Origin of the sequence: Terrabacter aeriphilus, assembly GCF_039542985.1 — a bacterium.
Classification (GTDB): domain Bacteria; phylum Actinomycetota; class Actinomycetes; order Actinomycetales; family Dermatophilaceae; genus Terrabacter; species Terrabacter aeriphilus.
Genome location: NZ_BAABIW010000014.1, coordinates 436,112 through 451,584 on the forward strand (window position 1 = coordinate 436,112; position 15,473 = coordinate 451,584).

The 15,473-nt window shown below is 72.3% G+C and carries 14 protein-coding genes and 1 tRNA gene; 7 read left to right on the forward strand and 8 right to left on the reverse strand.

The genetic code is table 11. The features are described 5' to 3' along the window. Nucleotides 1–97: 97 nt before the first annotated feature. The gene (locus tag ABD979_RS11250) at nt 98–1,585 is read left to right on the forward strand and encodes a sensor histidine kinase (RefSeq protein WP_345507554.1); all 1,488 of its coding nucleotides are present in this window, start codon (nt 98–100) and stop codon (nt 1,583–1,585) included. Nucleotides 1,586–1,672: 87 nt separating this feature from the next. On the opposite strand, the gene ABD979_RS11255 is transcribed toward ABD979_RS11250, so the two are convergent. After that, on the reverse strand, nt 1,673–1,921 hold the full coding sequence (locus ABD979_RS11255; protein ID WP_030194844.1) for a WhiB family transcriptional regulator: 249 nt from the start codon (nt 1,919–1,921) through the stop codon (nt 1,673–1,675). Between the two features lie 340 nt (nt 1,922–2,261). Here ABD979_RS11255 and ABD979_RS11260 point away from each other — a divergent pair, with 340 nt between their 5' ends. Continuing rightward, nucleotides 2,262–2,663 (forward strand): hypothetical protein, encoded by a 402-nt coding sequence (locus tag ABD979_RS11260; RefSeq protein ID WP_345507555.1) that lies wholly within the window; start codon nt 2,262–2,264, stop codon nt 2,661–2,663. On the opposite strand, the gene ABD979_RS11265 is transcribed toward ABD979_RS11260, so the two are convergent. The 5 genes from ABD979_RS11265 to ABD979_RS11285 form a co-directional block, all read right to left on the reverse strand. Then, the gene (locus tag ABD979_RS11265) at nt 2,656–3,543 is read right to left on the reverse strand and encodes a GDSL-type esterase/lipase family protein (RefSeq protein ID WP_345507556.1); all 888 of its coding nucleotides are present in this window, start codon (nt 3,541–3,543) and stop codon (nt 2,656–2,658) included. The genes ABD979_RS11260 and ABD979_RS11265 overlap by 8 nt on opposite strands. A gap of 4 nt (nt 3,544–3,547) precedes the next feature. Then, nucleotides 3,548–3,724 (reverse strand): DUF6104 family protein, encoded by a 177-nt coding sequence (locus tag ABD979_RS11270; RefSeq protein ID WP_345507558.1) that lies wholly within the window; start codon nt 3,722–3,724, stop codon nt 3,548–3,550. Between the two features lie 157 nt (nt 3,725–3,881). Next, complete coding sequence (locus ABD979_RS11275) at nt 3,882–7,775, reverse strand: multifunctional oxoglutarate decarboxylase/oxoglutarate dehydrogenase thiamine pyrophosphate-binding subunit/dihydrolipoyllysine-residue succinyltransferase subunit (RefSeq protein ID WP_345507559.1); 3,894 nt, start codon at nt 7,773–7,775, stop codon at nt 3,882–3,884. 214 nt (nt 7,776–7,989) lie between these two features. Beyond that, nucleotides 7,990–8,802, reverse strand: coding sequence for an ABC transporter permease (locus ABD979_RS11280; protein ID WP_345507560.1), 813 nt, complete (start codon nt 8,800–8,802; stop codon nt 7,990–7,992). Further along, the gene (locus tag ABD979_RS11285; RefSeq protein WP_345507561.1) at nt 8,799–9,836 is read right to left on the reverse strand and encodes an ABC transporter ATP-binding protein; all 1,038 of its coding nucleotides are present in this window, start codon (nt 9,834–9,836) and stop codon (nt 8,799–8,801) included. The genes ABD979_RS11280 and ABD979_RS11285 overlap by 4 nt, the downstream gene beginning before the upstream one ends. 174 nt (nt 9,837–10,010) lie before the next feature. Here ABD979_RS11285 and ABD979_RS11290 point away from each other — a divergent pair, with 174 nt between their 5' ends. Further along, nucleotides 10,011–11,387: a hemolysin family protein gene (locus ABD979_RS11290; RefSeq protein WP_345507562.1), complete on the forward strand. Its 1,377-nt coding sequence runs from the start codon at nt 10,011–10,013 to the stop codon at nt 11,385–11,387. Next, complete coding sequence (locus ABD979_RS11295) at nt 11,384–12,421, forward strand: hemolysin family protein (protein ID WP_345507563.1); 1,038 nt, start codon at nt 11,384–11,386, stop codon at nt 12,419–12,421. The genes ABD979_RS11290 and ABD979_RS11295 overlap by 4 nt, the downstream gene beginning before the upstream one ends. A gap of 28 nt (nt 12,422–12,449) precedes the next feature. Here the strand turns inward: ABD979_RS11295 and ABD979_RS11300 are convergent, their stop codons facing one another. After that, entirely contained in the window at nt 12,450–13,070 is a 621-nt protein-coding gene (locus ABD979_RS11300) for an ASCH domain-containing protein (protein ID WP_345507564.1), read from the reverse strand. Between the two features lie 267 nt (nt 13,071–13,337). On the opposite strand from ABD979_RS11300, the gene ABD979_RS11305 reads away from it, so the two are divergent. After that, complete coding sequence (locus ABD979_RS11305) at nt 13,338–13,826, forward strand: hypothetical protein (protein ID WP_345507565.1); 489 nt, start codon at nt 13,338–13,340, stop codon at nt 13,824–13,826. A 247-nt stretch (nt 13,827–14,073) separates the two neighbouring features. Beyond that, entirely contained in the window at nt 14,074–14,403 is a 330-nt protein-coding gene (locus ABD979_RS11310) for a hypothetical protein (RefSeq protein ID WP_345507566.1), read from the forward strand. A gap of 96 nt (nt 14,404–14,499) precedes the next feature. On the opposite strand, the gene ABD979_RS11315 is transcribed toward ABD979_RS11310, so the two are convergent. After that, nucleotides 14,500–14,571: transfer RNA gene (locus ABD979_RS11315), tRNA-Arg, on the reverse strand. A 102-nt stretch (nt 14,572–14,673) separates the two neighbouring features. Here ABD979_RS11315 and ABD979_RS11320 point away from each other — a divergent pair. Then, nucleotides 14,674–15,471: a DALR anticodon-binding domain-containing protein gene (locus ABD979_RS11320; RefSeq protein WP_345507567.1), complete on the forward strand. Its 798-nt coding sequence runs from the start codon at nt 14,674–14,676 to the stop codon at nt 15,469–15,471. The last annotated feature ends 2 nt before the right edge of the window (nt 15,472–15,473 follow it).

Consider the following 15,473-nt stretch of genomic DNA (forward strand, 5'->3'; position numbering starts at 1 on the left):
GGCCCCCGTGTCCCGGGGGCCGGCCGCCGTGCTGCCGGCCGCCGTGTCATCGGGGCCGGACGCCGGGACGGTCGACGCGCCCGATTAGGCTCGTGCCGTGGCGACACTGAGCGAGCTCCTGCGGGGTCGGACCGACCTGCCCGACCACGACGTCGAGTGGCTCCAGCTGCTCGTCGGCGACTGGCAGCTCGTGGCGGACCTCTCGTTCGCCGACCTCGTGTTGTGGGTGCGCACCGTGACCGACCGGTGGGAGGCCGTGGCGCACGTGCGGCCGACGACCGGCCAGCTCGTCTTCGTCGAGGACCAGGTGGGCCGCGCGGCCGACCCCGCCCGCACCCGTGACCTGCTCGACGAGGCGGCGGCCGAGCAGCGCATCCTCCGGGTGCGCCAGGTGACCGTCACCCACGAGCACGGGCCCGACCAGTCGGTGCGGGAGGAGTACATCCCCGTCGTGCGGGGCGGGCACGTGGTGGCCGTCCTCACGCGGCACACGAACCTCTGGACCACCCGCACCCCGAGCCGGCTCGAGCTGACGTACCTCGCGACCGCCGACGCGCTGTGCCGCATGGTGACCGGGGGGGAGTTCCCGCACAGCAGCGCCCCGACGGGACTGCGCCGCGGGGCCCCGCGGGTCGGCGACGGCGTCATCCGACTCGACGTCGACGGGGTCGTGACCTACGCGAGCCCCAACGCGGTGTCCGCGCTGCACCGGCTCGGCCACCTCGGCGAGGTCGTCGGCGCCAGCCTGGCCCAGATCGTCACCGACAACCTGCGGGACGCGTCGCCGGTCGACGAGGGGCTGCCGCTCGTCGTCACGGGCCGCCAGCCGTGGCGCACCGAGGTCGTGGCGGGCGGCACCACCGTCTCGATGCGGGCCATCCCGCTCACCGAGGCCGGTCAGCGCTTCGGGGCGATCGTGCTGCTGCGGGACGTCGGCGAGCTGCGCCGCCGCGAGCGCGAGCTGCTGACGAAGGACGCGACGATCCGCGAGATCCACCACCGGGTCAAGAACAACCTGCAGTCGGTGGCCGCGCTGCTGCGTCTCCAGGCCCGGCGCCTGCCCGACGGCGAGGCGCGGGCCGCGCTGGCCGAGGCCGAGCGCCGCGTCGGCACGATCGCGATGGTCCACGACCAGCTGAGCCAGGGGGTCGACGAGACCGTCGACTTCGACCCGATCGTCCAGCGCGGCCTCAACGCCGTCGTCGAGGTGTCCTCGAACGGGGCGGCGGTGCACACGGCGACGGAGGGGTCGTTCGGGCGGCTGCGGGCCGAGGACGCGACCTCGCTCGCGATGATCATGAACGAGCTCGTGCAGAACGCCATCGAGCACGGCCTGGGCGACGCGGGAGGTCAGGTGCGGCTGCGCATCGGCCGCGAGACCGACGACCGGGGCCAGTCGGTGCTCGCCGTGTCGGTGGAGGACGACGGTGCGGGCATCGACCCCGCCCGCCGGCCCGGCAGCGGGCTCGGCACGCAGATCGTGCAGTCCCTCGTCGCCGACCTCCAGGGACGCATCACCTGGGAGCCGGTGAGCCCGCACGGCACACGGGCCCGCTTCACCGCGGTCCTGCGCCCCCTCACCTGAGCGCCCGCGGCCTCCCCGGGCAGCCAAAAGCCCGGCGACCGTGGTCGGTCACCGGGCTCGCGGACGGTGGTGCAGGTCGGTGGAGCGTCAGCCGGCGCGGCGGGCCCGCGCGTTGCGGCGCTTCAGGGCTCGGCGCTCGTCCTCGGAGAGGCCACCCCAGACGCCGGCGTCCTGCCCGGTCTCCAGGGCCCACTTGAGGCAGGTGTCGATGACCGGACAGGTCCGGCACACGGCCTTCGCCTCTTCGATCTGCAGGATGGCCGGGCCGGTGTTCCCGATCGGGAAGAACAGCTCCGGATCGGCCTCCAGGCAGGCAGCGCGGTCGCGCCAATCCATGGATCGTGCTCCTTCATGTATGTGGTTCGGCACCGACGTTCGGGTATCGGTCGCGGTGCATGTTCTCGGGCGCCATCGTCGTTGTCGGAGCCTGGTCATGGGCCGTGGGTCACGGGGGATGCCCCCTGACCAACGGAAACGCGCACGAAGTTGTTCCGTACGCGCCGCCGTCCATGATCGAGTGTGACGGGATCCATGTCCGTGTTCAACGCGCGGGAGCCGATCACACCAAGGATTGAGTCTATCGGCAGACGGCTCCCAGTTCCATACCTCAGCGGCCGTGGCGCGCGCGGCGACGGTCCGCGGCCGGTCGAGCGCCGCGGATCGGTAGGGTGACGGGGTGGAAGAACCGACGTCCCAGACCCGAGAGGTCCGCGGATCGCACCGTGCCGCAGGCCTGCTCACGCTCCTCGAGGCACTCGTGGTGCTCGGCTTCGCCGGCTTCTACGTCTACGAGATGGTGACCGGCGCCACAGACGACCTGACCCGCGCCGCGACCTCCGGCGTGCTCATCCTCGTCTTCGGCGCCGCCCTGCTCGTGCTCGCCCGTGCCTGGGCCCGTGCCTCGGACTGGGCGCGCACCCCGACGGTGCTCTGGAACGCCCTCCTGCTGCCCGTCGCGTGGTCGCTCCACGAGTCCGACCGCACGCCCGTGGCGCTCGGCGTGGCCGCCGTCGCCCTGGCGAGCATCGTGGCGGCCGTCGCGGCACCGGGCCGCCGGGCCACCGACGTCGTCAGCTGAGCGAGAGCCAGTCGTTCCAGCCGTTGTGCAGCACGAGCCACGCGATGAGGCCGTAGCCGGCCTGGCCGGGGTGCACGCGGTCGGGGCTCGCCGCGAGATCGGCCATCCACTGGTCGTGCGTGGCGAGCGGCCGGTAGCAGTCGACGTAGGTGATGCCGCGGCGCGCGCAGACGTCGGCCTGGGCCTCGGCGAGGGCCTCGATGCGCCGGTTGAGCTCGTCGTCGAGCGTCGGGGTGAGGCCGACGACGAAGACGCCGATGCCGGCGTTCGTGGCCTCGTCGAGCACGTTGGCGAGGTTGAGCCGCGAGCGCGCCATCGTCAGCCCCGACACGAGGTCGTTCGTGCCCACGGAGAGCACGAGCCGGCGCTCGCCGCGTCCCGCCCAGCGCGGGTGGCACTCGGCGTTCCAGCGGGCCACGACGTCGCCGGAGGTGTTGCCCCGCACGCCGAGGTTGTATGCCGTCAGGTCGAGGTCGGGGTGCTGCGTGCGGGCCACGACGCGGCCCACCCAGCCGAGCCCCTTGGGGTCCCCGTAGCCGGCGGTCATCGAGGAGCCGAGGAAGATCATGCCGACGTCGCGCACGCCGTCCGAGACGGTCAGCTCGGCGCTGGGCGCGTAGTAGGGGTCGTCGCCCGCGGCTCCCGTGGCGCCGCTCGCGGCCGCCCGGGGCGCGCCGGACGCGGTCGGGACGCCCACCGTGGGCGTGCCGGCGGGCTCGGCGGCGGCGTACCGGCCGGCGCGGGTGGGCGCCTCGTCGATGAACTGGGTGTGCGAGGACGGGTAGGCCGGACCGACGCCGTACGGTTCGCGGGGGATCTCCCCGGTGGGGGTGCGGTCGGTGCTTCTCGTGCCGCTGGTGCGGTCGTTGCGGTCGCTCACGTGCTCAGTCCTCGTCGTCGTCCAGTCGGGCGAGCCACGTCGCGAGTCGCTCGACCGGCACCTCGAACTCCGGGTTGAGGTCGACGAACGTGCGCAGCTGGTCGGCGAGCCACGAGAGCGTGACCTCCTCCTCGCCGCGGCGAGCCGCCAGCTCCTCGATGCCCCTGTCGGTGAAGTACACGTAGCGAGGCTATCGCGACCGTCGGCACGCCCGGTGCAGGCGCCCCGGGAGCGGGCCGGGGGAACGCGTGAGGGGCCCCGCCGTCGTGGCGGGGCCCCTCACGGTTGCGGCCCGTCTGGCCGGACGGACGGCATCCGTCGGCGTCGGTCGGCGTCGGTCAGCGACCGAAGGCACGATCCATCAGCTCGGCCTGCTCGACCGCGTGCTTCTTCGACGACCCGGTGGCCGGCGACGCCGAGGCCTTGCGGGCCACGACCCGCCACGGCCGGGTCTCGCCGAGGTCGCAGAGGTCCTCGTGCAGCCACTGCGCCATGAGCGGCCACGCACCCTGGTTGCGCGGCTCGTCCTGGACCCACACGAGCTCGGCGCCGGGGTACTTCGCGACGGCGTCGACGATCTCCTGCTCGGGGATCGGGTAGAGCTGCTCGACGCGGATGATCGCGGTCGAGGTGTCGCCGCGCTTCTCGCGCTCGGCGTCGAGCTCGTGCACGACCTTGCCGCTCGCGAGCAGCACACGGGTGACGTCCTTCGTGGCGCCCTCGTGGTCGGGCAGGACGGGCCGGAAGCCGCCCGCCGTGAAGGCCTCGACCGGGCTGGCCGCGGCCTTGCTGCGCAGCATCGACTTCGGGGTGAAGACGACGAGCGGCGTGCGCGGGCGGGCGTAGGCCTGCCGGCGGAGCAGGTGGAAGTAGCTCGCCGCGGTCGACGGGTAGGCGACGGTCATGTTGTTCTCCGCGCACAGCTGCAGGTAGCGCTCGATGCGCGCCGAGCTGTGGTCGGGTCCCTGGCCCTCGTAGCCGTGGGGGAGGAGCAGCACGACCGAGCTGCGCTGGCCCCACTTCTGCTCCGAGCTGGAGATGAACTCGTCGACGATCGTCTGGGCGCCGTTGCCGAAGTCGCCGAACTGGGCCTCCCACAGCACGAGCGCGTCGGGGCGCTCGACGGAGTAGCCGTACTCGAAGCCCATCGCGGCGTACTCCGAGAGCAGCGAGTCGTAGACCCAGAAGCGGGCCTGGCCCTCGCCGAGGTAGAGCAGCGGGGTCCACTCCTCCGCCGTGTCCTTGTCGATGAGCACGGCGTGGCGCTGGACGAAGGTGCCGCGGCGGCTGTCCTGGCCGGCCAGGCGGATCGGCGTGCCCTCCTTGAGCAGGGTGCCGAAGGCGAGCAGCTCGGCCATCGGCCAGTCGATGCCGCCGTCGTGGACCATCTGGGCGCGCTTGTCCATCAGCTGCTTGAGCTTCGGGTGGATCGTGAAGCCTTCGGGCGGGTTCGCGAAGGTCTCGCCGATGTGCACGATCTCGCTGGCCGGGACGCCGGTCTCGGTGGCCGAGCGCGACGGCGCGACGTCGTCCTCGACCTGGGCGGTCGGCCGCTCGAGGCCGGCGTTGTCGGGGGCGTCGGAGTCGCCGTCCGTGGCGGCGGCGGCCGCCTCGGCCGCGGCCGCCTTCTTCGCCTCGCGGGTCTCGATGAAGACGCGCTCGAGCTGCTGCTGGTAGTCGCGCAGCGCGGCCTCGGCGTCCTCGACGCTGATGTCGCCGCGCCCGATGAGCGACTCCGTGTAGAGCTTGCGCACGGACCGCTTGGCCTCGATGAGGTTGTACATGAGCGGCTGCGTCATCGACGGGTCGTCGCCCTCGTTGTGACCGCGGCGGCGGTAGCACACCATGTCGATGACGACGTCCTTGTTGAACTCCTGGCGGAACTCGTAGGCGAGCTCGGCCACGCGCACGCAGGCCTCGGGGTCGTCGCCGTTGACGTGGAAGATCGGCGCCTGGATCATCCGTGCGACGTCGGTCGAGTAGACCGACGAGCGCGAGCTGCTCGGCGACGTCGTGAAGCCGACCTGGTTGTTGATGACGATGTGGATCGTGCCGCCGGTGCGGTAGCCGCGCAGCTGCGAGAGGTTGAGGGTCTCGGCCACGACGCCCTGGCCGGCGAAGGCCGCGTCGCCGTGCATGAGCACGGGCAGCACGGTGAACGACTCGCCGGCGAGGTTGAGCCGGTCCTGCTTGGCGCGCACGATGCCCTCGAGCACCGGGTTGACCGCCTCGAGGTGGCTCGGGTTCGCCGCGAGGTAGACCTTGGTCTTGCTGCCGTCCTCGGAGACGAACTGGCCCTCGGTGCCGAGGTGGTACTTGACGTCGCCGGAGCCCTGCACCGACTTGGGGTCCTGGGTGCCCTCGAACTCGCGGAAGATCTGCCCGTACGACTTGCCGGCGATGTTCGCGAGCACGTTGAGGCGCCCGCGGTGCGGCATACCGATGCAGACCTCGTCGAGGCTGTCGCTCGCCGACCGCACGAGGATGCGGTCGAGCAGGGCGATGACCGACTCGCCGCCCTCGAGGGAGAAGCGCTTCTGCCCGACGAACTTCGTCTGCAGGAAGGTCTCGAAGGCCTCCGCGGCGTTGAGGCGGCGCATGATGCGCATCTGCTCGTCGCGGTTGGCCTTCTCGTAGGGCCGCTCGACCTTGTTCTGGATCCACTTGCGCTGCTCGGGGTCCTGGATGTGCATGTACTCGATGCCGACGGTGCGGCAGTACGAGTCACGCAGGATGCCGAGGATCTTGCGCAGCTTGAGGAACGGGTAGCCGCCGAAGCCGCCGGTGGCGAACGTGCGGTCGAGGTCCCACAGGGTCAGGCCGTGCGTCGTGACGTCGAGGTCGTGGTGGCGGCGCTGCTTGTACTCGAGCGGGTCGGTGTCGGCCATCAGGTGGCCACGCACGCGGTACGCGTGGATGAGCTCCTGCACGCGGGCGACCTTGTTGATGTCGTCGTCGTGCGAGGAGTCGATGTCCTGGATCCAGCGGACCGGCTCGTAGGGGATGCGCAGCGACTCGAAGATCTCGTCGTAGAAGCGGTTGTCGCCGAGGAGGAGCTGGTGGATGATCCGCAGGAAGTCGCCGCTCTGGGCGCCCTGGATGATCCGGTGGTCGTAGGTCGAGGTGAGCGTGAGGATCTTGCTCACGGCGTTCTTGTTGAGCGTCTCGTGGCTCGCGCCCTGCCACTCGGCCGGGTAGTCGAGCGAGCCGACGCCGATGATGGCGCCCTGGCCCTTCATGAGGCGCGGGACCGAGTGCACGGTGCCGATGCCGCCGGGGTTGGTCAGCGAGATCGTCGTGCCCTGGAAGTCCTCGACCGTCAGCTTGTTGCCGCGGGCCTTGCGCACGATGTCCTCGTAGGCGGTCCAGAAGTGGACGAAGTCCATCTCCTCGGCCGACTTGATGGACGGCACGACGAGCGTGCGGCTGCCGTCGTCCTTCTGCAGGTCGATGGCGAGGCCGAAGTTGACGTGGGCCGGCTGCACGAGGGCGGGCTTGCCGTCCTTCTCGGTGAAGCCGTTGTTCATCTCCGGCATGATCGCCAGGGCCTTGACCATGGCGTAGCCGATGAGGTGGGTGAAGCTGACCTTGCCGCCGCGCGAGCGGGCGAGGTGGTTGTTGATGACGACGCGGTTGTCGATGAGCAGCTTGGCCGGCACGGCGCGCACGCTCGTGGCCGTCGGGACCGTGAGGGAGACCTCCATGTTGGCCACGACCCGCGAGGAGGCGCCACGCAGGGGCGACACGACGTCCTCGTTGACCGGGCCGGTGCCCTTGACGGCCGGGATGTCACGCGGCTTCGGCGTCTCCGCATCGGCCGGCTTCGCCTCGGTCGGCCGGGCCTCGGTCTTCGCGGCCGGAGCAGCCTCGCTCTTCGCGGCAGGAGCCGCCTTCGCGGCAGGGGCCGGAGCGGCCTTCGCGGCGGGGGCAGGGGCGACCTTCGCCTCGGGCGCGGGCGCGCTCTTCGTGTCGGCGCCGGCGCTGCCGTTCGCGCTGCCGTTCGCGGTCCCGTTGGCCGTGCTGCCCGCGGGGGCGGCCGTCGGCGCCGGGGCCGTGCGACGCGGGGTCGCACTCGCGTCAGCCTCACCCGGCCGGTAGTCCTCGAAGAACCCCCACCAGGCCTTGTCGACCGACGACTTGTCGGTCAGGTACTGCTGGTAGAGCTCGTCGACGAGCCATTCGTTCGGCCCGAATGCTGCAATCGGGTCACCGGACGTGGACTGATCGGACACGGCGAATGCGCCTCTTTCGTTGGCTGGGGAGCGACTCCTGCGTATACAGGGGTCAAGCCTAGCCCTCCGCGTGCTGATACCGGACGAGGGCTCGGATGTCGAACCCGCGTCGGCAGGAGGCGTTCGTCACGTTCGGTGGCGGGGACCGTGGGCCTGCCGACGTGGCCGGCACGGTCCGGGCGGGAAAACCCCGGAACGGGACGAAGCGGACGCGTCAGCTGATGTCGGCGCGCACGGTGCGCCACGTGCCGAGACCGGCCATGACGACGGCATACGCCGTCAGCACGAGGGCGCCGGCCCACCAGGAGAGCTGGGCGACGGGCTGGTTGTCGAAGCCGCCCGTCGACGTGTCGAGCATCGCCGTCGTCGCCCGGCTCGGCAGGTAGGGCGAGACGCTCTTGCCCCAGTCGGTGAGGGCGAGCACGAGTCCGAGCACCGGCTCGACGATCCAGGCGACGGCGACCGAGATGAGCAGCGCGGCCACCTGGTTCGGGATGAGGATGCCGGCGCCGAGTCCGATGAGCGCCCAGAGCCCGAGCACGAGCAGGGACAGGGCGAGGGTGCGCCAGATCGTGCTGTCGGCGAACGGCGCGTGGCCCTTGGCCGAGAGCGCGAGCGAGCCGGCCCCGACCGCACCGGCGAGCGAGAGCACGCCGTAGAAGGCGCCGATGACGAGCAGCGCGGCCACCTTCGCGGTCATGACGCGCACCCGGCGCGGCACGGCGAGGAAGGTCGCGGTGATCGTCTGGTGGCGGTACTCCGACCCGATCGTCAGCACCCCGACCGACAGCGTGAGCAGGTAGCCGATCTGCAGGCCGCCGGTGAAGACCGACTTCGCGAGCGCGCCGTCGGTGGTCGGGGCGCCTGCGCCCTGGGGGCCCTCGACGGCGGCGCTGGTGAAGACGAAGGCGAAGAGGAGGGCGAAGGCGGCGCCGCTCAGCAGCACGGCGATCGCCATGCCCCACCACAGCCGGGTGGTGAAGAGCTTGCGCAGCTCGGCGCGCACGGCGCGGGTCCACAGGTTCACGGCCGGCTCCCTTCGCGGTTCGGGGGCGGGAGGTCGACGGGCGGACCGGTCGGCGCGGGCGCCCCGGCCGGCACGTCGCCACCGAGGTCACCGACGAGGCCGCCGGCGAGGTTGCCGAGGTTGCGGTTGCGGTTCGCCTCGGTCTCGGTGAGGTTGAAGAAGAGCTCCTCGAGGTGGGTCTGCTCGCTCCGCAGCTCGTGCACCGCGACGTCGCTCGCGTGCGCGATGTCGCCGACGACGGCGAGGTCCTCGGTCGTGACGCGCAGGCCCGCGCCGCTGGCGACGACCGTGAGCCCCCGCTGCCGCAGGGCGTCGGCGAGCCGGTCGGGGTCGGAGGTGCGCACGTATGCCGTCGCGTCGCCCCGCAGGTCGGCGACGGTGCCCTGGGCCACCCGGCGGCCGTTGGCGATGATGACGACGTCGTCGACCGTCTGCTCGACCTCCGAGAGCATGTGGCTCGAGATGAGCAGGGTGCGCCCCTCGTCGGCGAGGTGGCGCAGGAAGCCACGCAGCCAGCGGATGCCCTCGGGGTCGAGGCCGTTGGCGGGCTCGTCGAGGATGATGACGCGCGGGTCGCCGAGGAGCGCGCCGGCGAGGCCGAGGCGCTGGCGCATGCCCATCGAGTAGCCGCCCGCCCGCTTGCGCGCCGCGGCGGGGATGCCGACGAGCTCGAGCAGCTCGTCGACGCGGGTGTCCGGCACGCCGGCGACGGCCGCCTGCACGCGCAGATGGTTGCGCCCGGTGCGGCCGGGGTGGAAGTTCGTCGCCTCGAGGGCGGAGCCGACGACGGTGAGCGGGTTCGGGATGTCGACGTAGCGGCGGCCGTCGATGGTCGCGGTGCCGTCGCTCGCGCGGACGAGGCCGAGGAGCATGCGCAGGGTCGTCGTCTTGCCGCTGCCGTTCGGGCCGAGGAAGCCGGTGATGCGGCCGGGCTCGACGTCGAAGTCGAGCCCGTCGACGGCCGTGAAGGACCCGAATCGCTTGGTCAGCCCCCGCACCTCGATGTGCCCGGCGACGTCGGGTCGTGCGCCCATCTCCCGTGCTCCCTCGCTCGTCCCTCCCCGAGCGGGAGGGGCCTCGTTGACGTCAACTCAACCACACGGCAGACGTCCTCGGCGGGCGACCCGGCCGGGCCCACGGCGCGCTCCCTATAGTGGGCCCACCATGACCTCCTCCCACGACCACGAGGCCGGACGGCGGGCGCACCGGTGACCGAGTGGCTCCTCGTCCTCGGCGCCGTCCTGCTGACGGCGGCGACCGCCGTGTTCGTCGCCGCGGAGTTCTCGCTCGTCGCCATCGACCGGCCCACCGTCCAGCGCGCGATCGACGAGGGCGACTCGCGCGCCCGCGTCGTGCTCCAGTCGCTCAAGCAGCTCTCGACGCAGCTGTCGGCCGCGCAGGTGGGCATCACGATCACCACCCTCGTCGTCGGCTACCTCGCCCAGCCCTCCATCGGCGTCCTCGTCTCCGGGCCGCTCGAGGGGCTCGGGCTGGGCACGGGCGCCGTCGAGGCGGTCTCGAGCGCGCTCGCCCTCCTGCTGGCGACGGTCTTCTCCATGGTCTTCGGCGAGCTGCTGCCGCAGTTCCTCGGCATCTCGGCGCCGCTCGCGACGGCCAAGGTCGTCGCGCTGCCCGTGCGCATCTTCGCCGTCATGGCCAAGCCGCTCATCGTCGTGCTCAACGGCTCGGCCAACGGCTTCCTGCGTACGCTCGGCATCGAGCCCCAGGAGGAGCTCTCCGGCGCGCGCACCCCCCAGGAGCTCGCGAGCCTCGTGCAGCGCTCGGCCGAGGCCGGCACCCTCGACGTCACGACCGCCCGGATGCTGACCCGCTCGCTCGGCTTCGGGGAGCGCACCGCCGACGACGTCATGACGCCGCGCGTGCGCTGCACCGGCATCCACCGCGACGAGTCGGCCGACGACGTGCTGCGGCTCTCGCGGCGCACCGGCCACTCCCGCTTCCCGGTGCTCGGTGACGACTGGGACGACATCGACGGGGTCGTGCACGTCAAGAAGGCCATGGCCGTGCCGCACGAGCGCCGCAAGGACGTGCCCGTGTCGGCGCTCATGTCCGACCGCCTCGTCGTGCCCGAGACGATCCGGCTCGACCCGCTCCTGCGCGAGCTGCGCGAGGGCGGCTTCCAGATGGCCGTCGTCGTCGACGAGTACGGCGGCACCTCCGGCATCGTGACGCTCGAGGACGTCGTCGAGGAGATCGTCGGCGAGGTGTCCGACGAGCACGACCGCAGCCGCCAGGGCGGGCGCGAGCTCGTCGACGGCTCGTGGACCGTGCCGGGCCTGTGGCGGCCCGACGAGGTGCGCGACGCGTTCGACGCGGAGGTGCCGGACGGGTCGACCTACGAGACGATGGGCGGCTTCGTCATGACGAGCCTCGGCCGGGTGCCGGTCGTCGGCGACGTCGTGCAGGTGCCCGGCTGGCGCATCCACGTGGTCGGCATGGAGGGGCGGCGCGTCGACCGGCTGCGCTTCGTGCCGGACCCCGACTCGCTGCCGTCGACGACGCCCGCGCCGGAGGCCGGTGCCGCCGCGTCCCGTGACGACGTGACGACGGGGGAGCGGTCGTGAGCGGGGGCTGGGTCTACGTCGTCTCGGTGCTGCTGCTCCTCGGCAACGCCTTCTTCGTCGGTGCCGAGTTCGCGGCCATGGCCGTGCGCCGGTCGTCGCTCGAGCCGCTCGCCGACGCCGGCAGCAAGCGGGCCGTGTCGTGCCTGCTCGCCCTCGAACGGCTCGGCTCGATGCTCGCGACCGCGCAGCTCGGCATCACCGTCTGCTCGGTGGGCCTCGGTGCCCTCGCCGAGGCGGCCCTGCACCACCTGCTCGAGCCCGTCTTCCATGCCTGGGGCCTCGGCGACGCGTGGGCGAGCGGGGTGGCGCTCGCGCTCGCGCTGCTCATCGTGTCGTACCTGCACGTCGTCGTCGGCGAGATGATCCCCAAGAACCTCGCCATCGCCGGACCCGACCGGGCGGCGCTCGTCCTCGTGCCGCCGCTCTTCTTCATCGCGAGCGCCCTGCGCCCGATCATCCACGCCATGGAGACGATCGCGAAGGCCCTCGTGCGCCTCTTCGGCGTCGAGCCCAAGGACGAGATCACCTCGGCCTTCACGGTCGAGGAGGTCGCCCACATCGTCGGCGAGTCGCGCCGTGAGGGCCTCATCGAGGAGGAGCGCCACGGGCTCGTGGCCAAGACCCTCGAGTTCTCCGACAAGCTCGCCCGCGACGTCGCGCTCGACGTGCACGCCCTCACGACGGTGCAGCTGGGGGCGACCCCGTCCGACATCGAGCGGCTCGTGGCCAAGCAGGGCTTCTCCCGCTACCCGGTGCGCGACGCGGCCGGCGACATCGCGGGCTACCTCCACCTCAAGGACGTGCTCTACGCCGACGACGAGCGGCACGACGAGCCGATCCCGCCCAAGCGGGTGCGGCGCCTCGCCACCGTCCGCGCCGGTGACGAGGTCGAGGACGTGCTCGCCACCATGCAGCTGACCGGCTCGCACCTCGCGCGGGTCATCGACGACGACGGCGAGGTGACCGGCGTCGTCTTCCTCGAGGACGTGCTCGAGGAGCTCGTCGGCGAGGTCACCGACAGCACGCAGCGCTGACCGCGTATGCCGGCGACGGCCGCCCGCGTCACGCGCGGTCGGCGTCGGCGAGCCACGTGAGGTAGGCCGCGCCCCGTCGTGAGAGCTCGTAGCCGACGTCGTGGCTGATCGTCAGGCCGAGCGCCTTGAGCTTGCGGATGTCGACCTTCATCGGCAGCAGCTCGACGCCGCGCTCGGCCGCGAGCTCCTTCGAGACGACGTGGGGGTGGTCCCTGATCCACTCGAGGATCTCGCGCGTCCACGGACCGCTGGGCCGGGCGTCGAGCCGGCCCAGCCGCCGCTGCAGGTCGGTCAGCTCGTCGTCGTCGGGAAGCTTCTCGCGCAAGGCGATCCGCGGGTCCTCGCCGACCCAGCTGAGGCGGATGCGGAAGATGGTGTCGCCCCCTCGGCCCCCTCGCGCTGACGGTGCGCGGGTCGAGGGGGCGAGTGCCTTCTGCAGCGCCGCGAGGTCGCGTAGCCCCGCCCTGCGGGCGTCGCGCTCGGTGAGGCGGTCCGGGTCGCGGACGGTGGTCACGGCGTCGAACCGGACGAGCCCGGCCGAGGTCAGCTGGGTGCCGCCGACCGTGACGCGGGGCGTGTCCCAGCGGCGGAAGGCCTGGGTGACGCTGCCGGCGCGGATGCCCTCGGCGACCGGCTTGGAGATGAGCACCTCGCCACTGTGGCAGACGCGACGGATCCCGGGGCGAGCGGCGAGGGCCGCACGTCCCCGCGCCACGACCCATCGAAACCGTGTGGCCGCCACAGCGACCGCGGGCGTACGAACGGGACGGTGGTGACGACGAAGCACGGGAGGTCCGGGTCATTGACACTCGATACGTGCCTCGTCAGGATGAGCCGTGCCCGGCTCGCCCGGAGTCGAGGCGTTACCAGACAGGGGAAACTCGTGGACGTTCGCATTGCTTCGCGTCAAGGCCTGGTGGCCAAGGGAATCACCTTGGTGCTCGCGGTTCCTGCGGCGGCCGTCGTGACGGCACCGTCCAGCTACGCCGCCTGTGCCGAGGTCGGCAACGTCTACTACTCCACGACGCAGTCCCCGACCTACCGTGGCGACCGTGACACCCGGACCTACGGACGGAGCGGCGGCACCCTCACGATCTCCCTCGGGGAGTCCGTGACGACGGGAGGCTCGATCACGGGAACGACCTCGGCGGAGGCCGGCGTGATCTTCGCCAAGGCGAGTGTCTCCGTGGGCGTCACCATCAAGAAGGACTGGACGAGCTCGGTGACGCGTTCCTACTCCTGGAAGGTCCCGTCGTCCCAGTCGACCGGATGGATCGAGGCCGGCCACCACGCGTACAAGGTGAACTACATCAAGAAGACCATCGTGGCGCCGTGCAACGTGAAGACCGTCAAGACCGGCTCGATCGTGGGCAACACCAGCGCCATCCAGTTCACCCACTCCTGAGTCGCCGGTGCTCCTGACGACGCATGCTGCAGCCCCGGTCGAGCAGACCGGGGCTGCAGACCGTCCTGCGCGGATCCGAACCCTGCGATGGCGACGACGAGGCGGCGCCCTGGTGCTCACGGCCGTCCTGGGGGCATCCGGGTGCAGCGCCACCGGGTCGCCCCGAGATGGAGACGGCGGACCCGTGGCTGGGAGGCCGGGTCCAGTGACGACACCCTCTGGAGCTGTTGCGGGGGCATCCCGCCCGGTGGGCTCCGCCGAGCCGCTCAGCGACCCGATGGAGGCCCTGGCTGCCAAGCACGGCCCGGCGGTGGGGCCGAAGCCCCTGCTGTCCGCACAGGGCGTTGCCTCGGCCACCCTCGCGCTCGACGCTGCAGGCGCGTCGGACGCATTCGTCACGGTCAACTGTCAGGGGCCAGGGCGGTACACCGTCACGGGTGACGGGGCGGTGCTGATCAGCAGCGTATGCACCGGTTCGGCTGCAGCGGACATCAGGCTTCCCCTGGCAGACGTCGGCCGCTCCATCCACGTCGAGGCGCCGGAACGATTCTGGCTGGTGATCGCCCCGGTGGCCTGAGCGCCACGCCGCCCGGCCGCCTGCGCCACACGACGAATGAGCCGGACCCACATTCCGTGGGTCCGGCTCATTCCGATGTCGTGCGACACCACAGGGTGCCCCCGGCAGGATTCGAACCTGCGCTCCCGCCTCCGGAGGGCGGTGCTCTATCCCCTGAGCTACGGGGGCGGCTCGCACTTGCGTGCGCTCGGTGAGATTAGCAGCAGTGGTGCCCGATCGCTCAATCACCCCCGGGGTGCGGGGGAGCGCCCGGCTCCTAGACTCGCGGGCATGACGCCGGAGCAGCTGCGGGCCCTGCTGGTCGGGGTCGTCGAGCGCGCGGTCCGGGCCGGCGACCTGCCCGAGCACGCCCTGGCCGGGCCGCCCGACGGGCCCCTCTTCCGGCCGACCGACCTGCGTGCGGCCGGTGTCGTCGCCGACTGGGTGACGCCCGTGGCACAGCGGTGGGCGCCGGCGCTGGGGCTCGCGCCCCTCGCCCTGGCGCGCGTGCTCGCCCAGGGGCTGACGCTCGACCGCTCTGTCGCGAGCGTGGAGGTGGCGCCGAGCGGGCTGCTCACCATCACGCTCGAGGACACCGTGCGCGGGGCGGTCATCGCGCTCGTGCAGGCCCGGCAGGACGACTACGCGCTCGAGGAGTCCTCGCCCCGGCCGGATCAGTTCGCCGAGACGCCCGGCAGCCGCCCGCCCGGCGACCCCGTGCGCGTGGCGCAGCTCGCGCACGCCCGCCTCTGCCGACTCGTGCGCACCGCCGAGGCGGCCGGCGTGGAGCGCCGCGGTTCGGCCCGACTCGACGTGCTGGCCCACGTGACCGAGCGCCACCTGCTCGTCGCGGTCGCCGACCTCCCGCAGCGCCTGCACACCCACGAGGGCGACCCCGCCCAGCAGCTGCGGGCCGTGACCGACCTGGCCGTCCTGGCCGACGACTGGGACCACCCGGTGCGCCCGCTCGCCGCGGGCGAGTCCGTGCGGCCGGAGCACGCCGCGCGGCTCGCCCTGGCCGACACGGTGCGCATCGTCTTGCGCAATGGACTCGCCCGCGTGGGCGCGTCGGCCCCGGAGAGGATGTAGGC

What these genes read in the sequence shown, in the direction of transcription:
- ABD979_RS11255 (WP_030194844.1), bottom strand. Translation starts at nt 1,921, where the DNA reads ATGGATTGGCGCGACCGCGCTGCCTGCCTGGAGGCCGATCCGGAGCTG.
- ABD979_RS11320 (WP_345507567.1), top strand. Translation starts at nt 14,674, where the DNA reads ATGACGCCGGAGCAGCTGCGGGCCCTGCTGGTCGGGGTCGTCGAGCGC.
- ABD979_RS11285 (WP_345507561.1), bottom strand. Translation starts at nt 9,836, where the DNA reads ATGGGCGCACGACCCGACGTCGCCGGGCACATCGAGGTGCGGGGGCTG.